Source organism: Catellatospora sichuanensis, assembly GCF_007483665.1.
In the GTDB taxonomy this organism is placed as follows: Bacteria; Actinomycetota; Actinomycetes; order Mycobacteriales; family Micromonosporaceae; genus Catellatospora; species Catellatospora sichuanensis.
Window position 1 is genome coordinate 109598 of sequence record NZ_VIQO01000027.1, and the last position, 12371, is coordinate 121968.

Consider the following 12371-nt stretch of genomic DNA (forward strand, 5'->3'; position numbering starts at 1 on the left):
CGGGCGAGGTTAGCAGGCCCGTGCCAGCAGCATGCCGCGCGGCGTCAGCTCGCCGGTCTGCGCTTTGCGGCTGGCCTGGGCGAACACGTCGAAACCGGCCTCGGTGACGAACTCCGCCATGCGGTCCACCGGGCGGAAGTGGTAGTTCAGCGTGAACGTGCGCCCGAACGCTTCGGTGCGCAGGCGCTGCTCGTCGAGGTTCTGGAAGATCAGCAGCAGGTGCCCGCCGGGGGCGAGCGCGCGCCGGAACCCGGCGAGCACCGACGGCAGCTCGTCGTCCGGGATGTGGATCACCGAGTACTGCGCGCTGATCCCGGCGAGGGAGCCGTCGGCCACGTCGAGGGCCGTCATCGTGCCCTCGTCGAAGCGCAGCTGCGGAAAGCGGTTCCGGGCCTGCGCGAGCATGCCGGGGGACAGGTCGAGTCCGCGCACGTCCAGACCCAGGCCGGCCAGGTGCGCCGTGCCGGGGCCCGTGCCGCAACCGACGTCCAGGGTCGGCCCGCCGCCACCGGCCAGCACGAGCTCGGCGTAGGCGGACAGCATCGCCCGCTCGATCGGGATGCCCGCCAGCTCGTCGTGGAACTGCTCGGCATAGGCCGTGGCGAGGGTGTCGTACGCGGCGCGGGTGGTCTGGAGGAAGGAGGGCTCGGTCATGGTCGCCCACCCTATGCGCCGTGCGTCGAGTCAACCCCGGCGGACGGTGACGGCACAGGTCAGGGTGTGTGCGCCGGGTTCGAGTTCGGCGGTGAGCATGGGCAGCGCGGTACGCGGGAACAACACGTTGCCGCCGGCCGTCGGCACCAGCACCTGCCCGGCTCGCGAGACGCTGCTGCCCTGGTCGGCGACGGCCGACACGACGCCGTCCGCGCCGACCTCGGCCCGTCCCGCCTCCTCGACCGCGCCCGCAGGCGCGTGCCCGGCCGCGGTCCACGGCACGCAGAAGCCGGTCTCGGCGGTGTGCAGGGTCCGGCCGGTGACGACCTCATGGGTGCGCAGGTGCCCGCCGTCGGCGAAGCGCAGCGTCGTCCGGACCGTGACATCAGGCCACGGGTGCCAGGTGAGCAGCAGCGTGTCGCCGTCGAGCACGCAGTCGCCGCCCTCGCGGACCCGCCAGTGCACGCCGTCCTCGCTGAGCGCCAGCGCGCTGTCGTACGCCCCGTGGCCCAGGCCCTCGCCGCCGGTCGGGACACTGAACCCGGCCAGCGTCGAGTACGCGAACTTCGCCGCCTTCGCGGTGCCGCCCCGGGCCCAGGCGTACGCCTCCTGCCCGCACAGCGCCGTGATGTCCCCGGCGGCGTCGCGGCTGACCAGCATCGACGGCGCGGGTTGCAGCTCCACCCGCGGGCGGCGGTCGGCGGGCGCGGCCTCGGCCGTCCAGAAGGGATGGTCGGCGGTCACGGCCAGGGCGGCGAAGAACTTGGTGCCCCAGTACGGCGAGCCGCCGCCCATGTACTGCTCGACCACGCCCGTGTTCGGGTAGCGGTAGCCGACGCTCAGCAGCCCGTCACGGTCGAGGATCGGCTGCTCCCACCACCAGGCCAGGTGCCGTTCCGCCAGGCCGCGGGCCTGGGCCCAGGCGACGGCTGCGAGATCGGCGACAGGCAGGGTGCTCCAGAACGCGCCCTGTGCGAAGCGGTAGCCCAGGCTGCGGCCGTACGGCAGGGCGGAGCCGTCGGCGGCGAACCAGTGCTGGAACTGGGCGGCGAAGGCGGTGGCGCGCTCGCGTACCCGCTGGGCGCGCTGCTCGTCCAGCACGCCGAGGCCCAGCAGCTGCAGCCCGTAGTAGTGGAAGCCGAACGGGTTGTAGTAGTCGCGCTGCTGGCCGTGGCCGTCGAAAAACCAGCCGTCGGCGGCGGCGAACTCCTCGATGCGATCGAGATGCGCGGCGACCGTCGTCTCGTCGACGGCGACGCCGACGGCGCGCAGCCCGGTGGCGGCCAGGACCGGGAAGAAGTGCCAGTTGTTGTCGACCGGCTCGCAAGCCGCAGCCGTGGACAGCCAGGTCGCGAGGTGGTCGCGCTGCGCTCCGGTGAGCGGGTCCCACAGCTCGTGCGGGGCGACGGCGAGGGCGTAGCCGACCGCCGCCGCCTCGACGAGCCGCTGGTTGCGGTCGAAGGGCGGTCCCGCGTACCACGGATGGCCCGGGGCGACCGCGGCAGTGAGCGCGGCACGGAGCTCGTCCCACTGCCGGGGCGCGCGACCGCCCCCGGCGGCGTGCGCGGCCAGGCCCCACAGCGGCCGGGTGACCAGCTCGAACCAGGTCGCGCCCGGGTCGTTGGTGGACGGCGTGCCGGGCTGGTGCGCAGGGCCGCGGGCCGCGAGCGCGGTCGCGGGCGCGACCAGCCGCGCCAACGCCGCGGCCCAGCCCTCACGGCCGGGGCGGAGTTCTCCGTGCAGGTCCTGGGGCGTGGGCATGCGGCTGGTCCTTCGCGGTCGGGAACGGCGGGGACAGCTTGCCATGCGCGACGCCGCGCACGGATGGCGCTCCGGATCTCGACGACCGGGTCCGGGCGGTCGTCCGGTCTCGGCCGGGGCGGATACGATGCGCCGCATGACGCAGACGGCCAGAGTGCCGCGCCCACGGCAGGCGCTCGCCGAACCCGCCCCTTCGTCCGAACCCGCCACCCGGGTCCCCGACGTCGTACGGCGCCGCCTGTCACCGCACGCGCTGGACCCGTACGCCTGGCCGGCCGCCCTGTTCGTCACCCTGCTGGCCGGTCTGCTGCGCCTGAACAACCTGGCCAAACCGCCCGGCAAGATGTTCGACGAGGTCTACTACGCCACCGACGCCCACTGGTTGTGGGAGAAGGGGTTCGAGTGGAACGAGAAGGAGAACACGACCGGCTACGTCGTGCACCCGCCGCTCGGCAAGTGGATCATCGGACTGGGTGAGCAGGTCTTCGGCTACAACGAGCTGGGCTGGCGGATCTCCGCGGCCGTGTTCGGCACCGTGTCGGTGCTGATGCTCACCCGCATCGCCATGCGCATGTTCGGTTCCGTGGTGCTGGGCTGCGCCGCCGGTCTGCTGATGGCCTTCGACGGCATGCACTTCGTGATGTCGCGGGTGGCGATGCTCGACATCTTCCTGATGTTCTTCGTGCTGGCCGCGTTCGGTGCGCTGGTGCTCGACCGCGACCAGCGCCGGACCCGCTGGCTGCGTTTCGTGGCCGGTGGCGGCGATCCGTCGGCCCGGGGACGGCGCGGCCGCCCGGCCGGTGCCGTGCCGTGGTGGCGGCTGGCCGCGGCGCTGCTGTTCGGGTGCGCGCTCGCGGTGAAGTGGTCGGCGCTGGCCTTCGCGCCGGTGTTGGTGCTGCTGGTGCTGTGGTGGGAGGTCGGCGCCCGGCGCAGCGTCGGAGTGCGCCACCCGATCCGCGACACGGTCATCGACGAGACCGGCTGGCTGCTGGCCGGCCTGCCGCTGACCGCGGGCGTGTACCTGGCGAGCTGGTCGGGCTGGCTGTCGACCGACGGCGGCTACGCCCGGCACTTCCTGCGCGACAGCGGCCAGGACGAGCCCGGGTTCTGGGGCGCGCTGCGCAACCTGGCCCACTACCACGAGCTGGCGTACGGCTCACACCAGGCGATCACCGAGGCGCACGCCTACCAGTCGGTGGGCGAGTGGGCCCCGATCCAGTGGCTGCTGCTGGGCCGCCCGGTGCTGTTCTACCGCAGTCCCGACCCGGTGTGCGGCGCCGACCAGTGCAACGCCGACGTGTTGCTGCTCGGCACGCCCCTGCTGTGGTGGGCGTTCATTCCCGCGCTGCTCGCCGCGATCTGGTTCGGCGTCGCCCGCCGCGACTGGCGCGCCGGAGCCGTGCTGGCGATGACCGCGGCGGCGCTGGTGCCGTGGTTCTTCTTCCCGGCGCGCACGATGTTCTACTTCTACGCCCTGCCCGCCGAGCCGTTCCTGATCCTGGCCGTGGTGTTCGTGCTCGGTGCGGCGATGACCCCGCCGCAGGGCCGGCCGAGCGACCCAGACCGGCAGCTGTTCGCGGCCGTCATGGCCGGTGTGTTCGTGCTGCTGGTCGCCGTCGTGTTCGCGTACTACCACCCGATCTACACCGGCGAGTCGCTGCCGTACGAGGACTGGAGCCGGCGCATCCTGCTCGGCAACCTGTGGACCTGATCAGTAGTCCTCCATCAGCGCCCGGACGTTGAGCACGTACGGCGCGTTGGGGTACCACACCTCGTCGCCGTCGTTGATCTCCTTGTCGACGGCGTTCTGCCCGTAGTTGTACGCCGAGATGACCGCGTTGAGCAGGCACCATTCCTTGCTGTCGGCGACGTTCGGGTCGCGGCGGCAGTCCTCCTCGCGCAGCGTGTAGTCCGGCGTGCAGGCCGGGGCCGGCGACACCGCCGGGTCCGGCTCCTCGCAGCCGATGCCGTACTTCATCCCGAAGTACCGGACCAGCCACTGCAGGTAGGCCGAGCCCAGCATCGTGTTGCCGTTGAGCGTGTTGACGTCCTCGTCGAGGGTGAACGGGGAGTCGTCGTTGAGCCACGTCGCAGTGCTCGGCATGACCTGCATGGTGCCGATGCCGCCGTCGCACGCGATGATGGCCGACTGCCAGCCGCTCTCCTGCTTCGCCACCGCCTTGATCAGCTTCGGTGGCAGGCTGATCTGCGAGACCGTCCAGAACCTGCGGGCCGCCGCGGCCTCCAGCGCCGTCTCGACCTCGGCCTTGGGCGCGTTCGTGCCCTTGTAGGTCGGGCACTTGACCCCCGCTGAGGGCGACGGCTTGGGCGCGGGCGGCGGCGGGCCGGGCAGGTCCACCTTCTTCGGGCTCGGCTTCGGTTTGGGCTTCGGCTTGAGCGACTTCGACGGCGACGGCTTCACCGACGGTGACGGCGACGCGCTCGGCGAAGCCTCCGCGGACTCGCTCGGCTCGGGCAGCTCCCCGGTCTCGAACACCGCGCTCGGCCGCGGCTCGGCACCGGTGTCCGGGTCACCGCCGCGGTCCAGGACCAGCACCGCGGCGGCCAGCACCGCGGCGACGACGGTGAACGTGCCGACGACGGCATGCGTACGCGTGAAGCGCATTGGTTTTCCTCCCCAGGGATCCCAAGGCGGCCGAGCCTAGTGCACCTGGCCCCGGTCCGTGCGCCCCCACCTGCCCGTGCGCCGGGCACGCCCGCACGGGGAGGGCTAGTCTCAGCGTGTGGCCAGGTATTTCGACGTGCATCCGGACAACCCGCAGGCCCGCTCCATCCGGCAGGTCGTCGACATCGTGCGGGAGGGCGGGCTGATCGCCTACCCGACCGACTCGTGCTTCGCCTTCGGCTGCAAGCTGGGCGACAAGGACGGGTTGGACCGCATCCGCGACATCCGCAAACTCGACGAGCGGCACCACTTCACCCTGGTATGCCGCGACTTCGCCCAGCTCGGACAGTTCGTGAAGATAGACAACTCGGTCTTCCGCCTGATCAAGGCGGCGACCCCCGGCAGCTACACCTTCATCCTCCCCGCGCTGCGCGAGGTGCCGCGCCGCATGCTGCATCCGAAGAAGCACACCGTCGGCGTACGCATCCCCGACCACCCGGTGGTCCAGGCGCTGCTCGCCGAACTCGGCGAACCGCTGGTCTCCAGCACTCTGCTGCTGCCCGGCGACACCGAGCCGATGACCCAGGGCTGGGAGATCAAGGAGCGCCTCGACCACCTCGTCGACGCCGTCATCGACTCCGGGGACTGCGGCACGGAACCCACCACCGTCATCGACTTCTCCGAAGGCGAACCCGAGATCCTCCGCGTAGGCGCCGGCGACCCCACCCGCTTCGAATGAAGGAAGGGCACCTTCACATCGCCATAGGTAGTGGAAGGTGCCCTTCCTAACGCCGACCCGCCGGTGCAGCACGCTGACCTGCCTGGGCGGCAAGGCTCAGGACAACCGGCTCGGGGCGGCCTGACAGAGCCGATCATGGACTCTACGCTCTGCCGCATGACGACTTCGGACGGGCAGCGCCCGGCAGGCTCGGGCATCCTCCGGCACGCGCCGCGTGAGCAGCAGTGGGAGCCCGCGGTCGGCGGTGACGAAGAAACTGCCGAGGCCATCGACCGCCACATCGAGACCCACTTCGGCCCGATCGCATCGGTATGGCACGAGTTCGCCTCCGACCTGGTGAATCTCCATGTGTACCTGGTCGAGCCCACCCCGGACCGTCCCTATTACACGCTGGTGACCTCGGGCATGAGCGAACTCCCGATGGCCGTGCCGGACGGGCACAGCCCGTACGCCGAGCTGATGATCTCGCTGCCCGCGGACTGGCCGCTCAGCGCCGGGAATTTCCGGGACGATGCCGTGAGCTGGCCGCTCGGGCTGCTGAAGATGGCGGCGCGGCTGCCGCACGAGTACCGCAGCTGGCTCGGGCCCTGGCACTCCATCCCCAACGGGCAGCCGGCCGAGCCCTACGCGCCGGGCGTCCCGTTCGCCGGGGTGCTGATCGCGCCGATGATCCGCTGCGCGGACGAGGCACACACGATCGTGACGGCCGGCGGCAAGGAGATCTCCCTGCTGGCGCTGGTGCCACTGCATCCGGCCGAGATGGACCTGAAGGTCACCAGCGGCACAGACGCGCTGCTCGACGCGTTCAGTCGCGTCGACGTGAGCGAGCTGTTCGACCCGAAGCGTGCCAGCAGCGTCTGACGTGCGTGCCGGTCGTCGCCCGCGTGACGGCGGCCGCCGGGCGGGCCCCGTCCATTTCGGGCACCGTAGCCGCTACAGGGGCGGGGCCGCCGCCGGGTCCAGCGGCTTGGCGAACCAGTGGTGGGCGTACGGGTTGTCGTTGTACGCAGGGATCTCGTGGTAGCCCGAGGTGCGGTAGAGCCGGATCGCCTCGGTCAGGGTCCGGTTGGTGTCCAGCCGCACGGTGTCGGCTCCGGCGGCTGACGCCCGCTGTTCCAGCTCGCCCATGATTCGGCGCCCCACGCCGAGGCCGCGTACGGACTCCGACACCCACACCCGCTTGATCTCGGCGGGTCCGCCGGGGTGCAGGCGCAGCGCACCGCAGCCCACCGGCTCGGCCGACAGCGTGGCGACCAGGAACAGCCCGTTCGGCGGGACCAGTTCCTCGTCGTCCATGCCGCTGCGCGCCGGGTCGAATCCACCGTCGAAGCGGCGGTCCAGTTCGCGTGCATACGCCCGCAGGCACGCCCGCGCCCGCGGGTCGCCGGGATGGCACGGCTGCAGTTCCACCAGCGACGCCATGAGCAGGCGCTCGACCTCGGCCATCGCGCCGGCCAGGCGGGCGCGCTGGCTCTCGCTGAGCGGTGCCAGGATCGACCACGCCAGCTCGTCCGACAGCCGGTCGAGCACGTCCCACTCGGCCCGGCCCGCCGCGGTCAGGCGGGCGGTGCGCACCCGCCCGTCGCCGTCGGCGGAACCCACCATGACGAGACCGTCGCCTTCGAGGGTCCGCAACAGGCGGCTCAGGTATCCGGCGTCGAGGTTCAGCCGGGTGCGCAGGGCGGCGATCTCGGCCCCGGCCGGCCCGATCTCCCAGAGCAGCCGCGCCTGGGCCAGCGGCCTGCCCCGGGTGAGGTAGGCGTCGTCCAGCGCGCCGACACGCTGCGTGACGCTCCGGTTGAAGTGGCGCACCGTCGCCACCAACTGCTCGTCGCTCATATAGCTGACTTTAGTCAGGTAACCAGCTGACACAGGCGTACACCCGGAAAGCAAACGGTGCGCGTGGGCTGCCCACGCGCACCGTCGAACTGCGGCCCGTGCCGCCGGGTCAGACCGAGGTGGTCTTCTTGCGTGCGGTGCGGATCCAGCCGTACGCGGTGTGCCGCGGCACGTCGTAGTGGTCGGCGATGACGCTCGCGCTGTCCCCGGCCTGGCGCAGCACCTGCTCGAAGTCGTCCGGCAGCTTGCGGTAGCTGCGGCTGGCTCCGCTCGGGCGGCCGGTGTCCGGGGTGGACGACGCGGCCTTCTTCGCCGTCGCCTTCGCCGGGGACGCCTTCTTGTCCCGCACGGCGGCCGTGGCGCTGCGCGCGGACGCCTTGGCCCTTACGGCCTTTGCCGCACCTGCCTTGGCCGTGCCCGCCTTCGGTGCACCCGCCGTGGGGGCAGTTGCGTCGGACTTGCCTGCACTCGCCCTGCCCGCGGCCTTGCCGGTGCCCGCCTCGATGAACTTGACCGCAGGCGCCTTCGCCGGCACGGGCTTGGCCGTGGCCTCGATGCCCTTGGCGGCCTTTGCCGCGGCAGGCTTGGCCGTGGTGCGCTTGCGGGTGGCCGCCTTCGGCGCGACCGCCTCGGCGGCAACCGGGGCCTGCATCTCCAGCTCGCCGGGTGCCGCTGCGGGCACAGCCGGTGTGTGCGGCAACGGCCTGGCCGGTGCGGCCGACGGCGCTGCCCCCGAGGTCGCCGCGAGCACGGCGGCGACGAGCTGGTTCAGGTCGAGCACGGGCAGGTCGCCGGGCACCAGACTGCCGCCGGAACCGGGCGACAGGCGCAGCTCGCGCACGGTCGTCGCCGTACCGTCGAGGTCGAGTCGGATCGTCGTGACGGCCTGCCCGGGGTCGTCAGGCGTGATGGTGACGGTGTATTTGGTCATGCGTGCGGCCTCCATGCCTGACGCCGCCGGCGTGCGTCCCCGTCGCGCGCGTCGGCTCTGGCCGTGAGAATTGTTCGCGCTAAGTTACTGCACGAACTGCATACCACCAAATCAGCCGTGAGGTCAGAGCACGGTGAGCGCGACCGGTGCGTCACCGGTGACCGCGATCGTGTGCTCGGCGAACGCGGATCTCGCGCTGCCGCTGGGAACGACCTGGACGCCCGGTCGGACGGCGCATGCGGAGTAATCGATGGGGTGATGCCGCTCCTCCTGGATCTGGACCATGATGTCCGAATGCGACTCAAGTCCAGGTCGACCTGGTGGTATGCCGCAGCCGCACTCATGACCGCTGGTTCTCTGACCTTGCTGGTCCGGTTGGTGCTCTTCCTGATCGGGCAGACACTCGGCGAGGCGGACAGTTGGATGAGCATCGCCGGCGGCCTGGCGGCCCTGGCCGGCGCGGCAGTGGGGCTGGTGGGCTGGCTGCTCCACCGGGGCCGGTCGGCGCTCGACGAGGAGACCAGCTTGGCCGGCCGGATCGCGGGCTGGGAGGCGTCGCGTCTGGCCTACGGGACTGCCGTGCGCAGGCGCTACCAGACCATCGACCTGGAGGTGCTGACACCGCTGTCGGAACAGGACGAGCACCCGCCGCTCCGGCTGGGCGAAATCTTCGTGGGCCAGCTCGTGAAGAGCGACCCGCCCGCCGTGGAGCTCCCCCGCGAGCTGATGCTGCGCCTGGCCCAGGACGACCTCCAGGAGCTGCGCGACCTGCCGCCCGACATCGATCGGACGCTGCTGGCCGAGGTGCGCTCGGCCTACACCCAACGCGCGCCCTCGCCCGTGCTGGAACTGCTCGCCGGCGAGGGCACCCGCCTCGTCCTGCTGGGCGATCCGGGCGCGGGCAAGACGACCCTCACGAAATATGTCGTCTACACGCTGAGCGGGCAGGTGCAGCCCACAGACCCGCTGGCCCCGCTCGCCGGGTGGCTGCCGTTGATCGTGGAGCTGCGAGAGTTCTCCCGGGTGCTGAGCGCCGACCCATGGGACGCGTTCGCTCGGTACTGGCAGCAGCGGCACGCCGAAGGGACCGGGCTGCCCCCGGACGAGCTGGCGCGCCACCTGCTCGCCGACGGCCGGGCGGTGGTCTTCTTCGACGGGCTCGACGAGGTGTTCGAACCCGAACTTCGTGACCGCGTGGAACGGCACATCGTCGGCTTCGCCGACACCCATCCACGGGCCCGAGTCGTGGTCACCTCCCGTCCCGTCGGGTACCAGGGCGACAACCTGAGGGCGGCCGGGTTCGCAAAGGCCAAGATCCAGGATCTCGACAAGGAGCAGATCCGCGAATTCGTGACTCGCTGGTATCAGGTGACCTGCCGCGCCGAGCCCGTCCAGGGCGAGCAGCTCGCGAACCGGCTACTCAAGGCGATAGGCAACTCCGCGGCGGTGGCCGAGGTCGCAGGCAACCCGATGCTGCTGACGATCCTCGCCATCATCGGGCGGCGGCGGGCCCTGCCGCGCGACCGCAGCAGCGTCTTCGAGCATGCGGTCACGGTCATGGTGGAGCACTGGGACCCGAGTAAGTTCCTGAACCAGGAGCTGCCCTCGGCGAACCTGCCCTACCTGGACGCCACCGACAAACTGGAGTTGCTGCGCCTGGTCGCCCGGCGGATGCAGGACAGCCCGGCCGGGCTGTCGGGCAATTTCATCAGCGGGCACGACCTGACCAGCGAGTTCGCCGAATTCCTGCGGGAGCGCGACCCGGGTCATGTGCCTCTCGACAAGGCCAAGCAGGCCGCTGCGTACATGCTCCAGCAGTTCCGGGATCGAAACTTCATCCTGAGCCGCTTCGGTGGCAACGTGTATGGATTCGTGCACCGATCCTTCCTGGAGTACCTCGCCGCGGCGGACATCGTGGATCGTTTCCACCGCACTCGCGAGCTGACCGAGGATCAGCTCGTCAATGACGTCTTCCTGCGCCGCTGGCGGGACCCGGCGTGGCACGAGGTGCTGCTCCTGATCACGGGCATGCTCGGCGAGAGCACCGCCGAGCTCTGCATCCTCGGCCTGCTCGACCAGGATCCGCGCTGGGGCGTCAGGCAGGACGTCCCACCGACCCACCTCACGCTCGCCGTGCGGTGCCTGGCCGAGGTGCGCAGGCTGAGCCGGCTGACGGTGGCAGGGCCCGCCACGCTTCGCCACGTCATCCACGCGCTGGAGATGTTCTCTCTCAGCTCGCGGCACAACATGTTCGGCGGTCGTGCACTCACGGCTGTCTGCCGCATCGTTGTGCCGACGATCGCGGGGTTGGGGACCACGCTTCCCGGGTGGGAGGCCTACCTTTCATGGTTCCGACGGCGGAGGCTGAGCCTGACGTACGGCAGTGCGGCGCCGGCGGCGGAGCTGGCGAACGCCTACCGGGAGCCTGACGCGAATATGGACCACCTGGTCGAGCTCGCGACTCAGCACCCGACGCCCATGGTGCGCCAGGAAGCGTTCGAGATCCTGAAATCGCAGAACCGTCAGCCTGTCCTGTTGGCGGACATGCGTGACGTGATCGCACGGGAGCCTGAACCGTACGGGCGTGCTGCCGCGATTTCGGTGATCGGGTCGGGCTGGCGTGGGGATCCTGATGCGTTGGCATTCCTCCGCGACATCGCCATTGGTGATGACGACGGGCGAGTGCGTGCCGCCGCGGTGGACGTGATCGAGGTGGGCTGGCAGGGAGATCCGGCTGCGTTCGCCCTACTACGTGATCTCGCAGCGAACGTCGGGGACAGCCGCGTGCGCTGCGCGGCCGTGTCGGCGATCGGGTCGGGTTGGCAGGACCACCCGGAGGCGTCGGCACTGGTCAGGCGGATCGCCCTCGCCGATGACGACGTCAATGTGCGGGTAACCGCTGTTCAAACTCTGGACACGGGTTGGCCGGAGGATGCCAACGCTTTCCCGCTGCTGTTCGACCTCGTGTTGAACGGCGGTGAGGCGAGCCTGCGTGCGGCCTCGGTCATGGCGATCTCCGCCCCCCGAGAAGATCAGGACGTGCTGGGCCTGCTGCGACGGCTGGCGACGGAGGACGTAGATGCGGAAGTGCGCCGATCCGCGCTGATTGCCATCAGGCAAGCCTGGCTCGACGACCCGAGCACCCTGCAGTTGGCGAGTGAGATCGCCGCACGTGATTCTGACGGGTTCGTGCGCTCCGCGGCGACCTCCATCATGGGGCGTTGCGGAAAGGGGAGTGCCGAGGCACTGGCGTCGTTGCACGGGATGGTGTCGAACGACGGCGATGCGATCGTGCGTCAGGCGGCGATGCGGGCGATCGTGCAGGGCTGGCCGACGGATCCAGGCACACTTTCGATGCTGTGTGACCGCGCGTTGAACGACGACGACTGGTGGACGCAGGTCGAAGCGGTGAACGCGATGGCCACCGACTGGCCAGGCGACGCCAGAACACTCCCTGTGCTGCAGCGGCTTTCGACCGTGGTCGTCAGCCCGGAACCATTCGCGTCCGTCGGGACGACAATCGTGAGCTCGGCGGCGATCAGGGCCGTCGCGGCCGGTTGGTCCGATGACCGGCAGACGCGGGTCATGCTGCGTGGTCTCGCGGTGAAGGCCATCGACGAGTCTGATCGGACGAATGCGCTGGTGCTGCTCGCCATGGGCTGGTGGGACGACCCGAGCACGTTGCCTCTTCTGCGGGACCTGGCCCAGACCGGGCGGCCGGACTCGATCCGCGAGGTCGCGCAGGCGGCAGTAGCCGTGGTGAAGGCGATCGTCCCGCCGCATTCGGCCGAACGCGCCCCCCGCCAATAGGCCGGTGAGGG

At 70.8% G+C, this 12371-nt stretch carries 10 protein-coding genes; 4 read left to right on the plus strand and 6 right to left on the minus strand.

From position 1 onward, the window contains the following. Window positions 1–9: 9 nt before the first annotated feature. On the minus strand, window positions 10–654 hold the full coding sequence (locus FLL47_RS33360; protein ID WP_144126621.1) for a class I SAM-dependent DNA methyltransferase: 645 nt from the start codon (window positions 652–654) through the stop codon (window positions 10–12). A 30-nt stretch (window positions 655–684) separates the two neighbouring features. Further along, window positions 685–2415 (minus strand): DUF2264 domain-containing protein, encoded by a 1731-nt coding sequence (locus FLL47_RS33365; RefSeq protein ID WP_186316059.1) that lies wholly within the window; start codon window positions 2413–2415, stop codon window positions 685–687. Window positions 2416–2551: 136 nt separating this feature from the next. Here FLL47_RS33365 and FLL47_RS33370 point away from each other — a divergent pair, with 136 nt between their 5' ends. Beyond that, window positions 2552–4126 carry a dolichyl-phosphate-mannose--protein mannosyltransferase gene (locus FLL47_RS33370; RefSeq protein ID WP_144126623.1) on the plus strand — a complete coding sequence of 525 codons (1575 nt, stop codon included), beginning with the start codon at window positions 2552–2554 and terminating at the stop codon, window positions 4124–4126. Here the strand turns inward: FLL47_RS33370 and FLL47_RS33375 are convergent, their stop codons facing one another. Beyond that, window positions 4127–5041: a transglycosylase SLT domain-containing protein gene (locus FLL47_RS33375; RefSeq protein WP_144126624.1), complete on the minus strand. Its 915-nt coding sequence runs from the start codon at window positions 5039–5041 to the stop codon at window positions 4127–4129. Between the two features lie 118 nt (window positions 5042–5159). On the opposite strand from FLL47_RS33375, the gene FLL47_RS33380 reads away from it, so the two are divergent. After that, entirely contained in the window at window positions 5160–5780 is a 621-nt protein-coding gene (locus FLL47_RS33380) for an L-threonylcarbamoyladenylate synthase (protein WP_144126625.1), read from the plus strand. Between the two features lie 156 nt (window positions 5781–5936). After that, complete coding sequence (locus tag FLL47_RS33385) at window positions 5937–6641, plus strand: suppressor of fused domain protein (protein WP_144126626.1); 705 nt, start codon at window positions 5937–5939, stop codon at window positions 6639–6641. 72 nt (window positions 6642–6713) lie between these two features. Here the strand turns inward: FLL47_RS33385 and FLL47_RS33390 are convergent, their stop codons facing one another. The 3 genes from FLL47_RS33390 to FLL47_RS43260 form a co-directional block, all read right to left on the minus strand. Next, window positions 6714–7619 carry a bifunctional helix-turn-helix transcriptional regulator/GNAT family N-acetyltransferase gene (locus tag FLL47_RS33390; protein ID WP_144126627.1) on the minus strand — a complete coding sequence of 302 codons (906 nt, stop codon included), beginning with the start codon at window positions 7617–7619 and terminating at the stop codon, window positions 6714–6716. Window positions 7620–7728: 109 nt separating this feature from the next. After that, window positions 7729–8550: a hypothetical protein gene (locus FLL47_RS33395; RefSeq protein WP_144126628.1), complete on the minus strand. Its 822-nt coding sequence runs from the start codon at window positions 8548–8550 to the stop codon at window positions 7729–7731. Window positions 8551–8673: 123 nt separating this feature from the next. Further along, window positions 8674–8835: a hypothetical protein gene (locus FLL47_RS43260; RefSeq protein WP_186316060.1), complete on the minus strand. Its 162-nt coding sequence runs from the start codon at window positions 8833–8835 to the stop codon at window positions 8674–8676. 9 nt (window positions 8836–8844) lie between these two features. Here FLL47_RS43260 and FLL47_RS33400 point away from each other — a divergent pair, with 9 nt between their 5' ends. After that, window positions 8845–12360 (plus strand): NACHT domain-containing protein, encoded by a 3516-nt coding sequence (locus tag FLL47_RS33400; protein WP_144126629.1) that lies wholly within the window; start codon window positions 8845–8847, stop codon window positions 12358–12360. Window positions 12361–12371 lie beyond the last annotated feature (11 nt).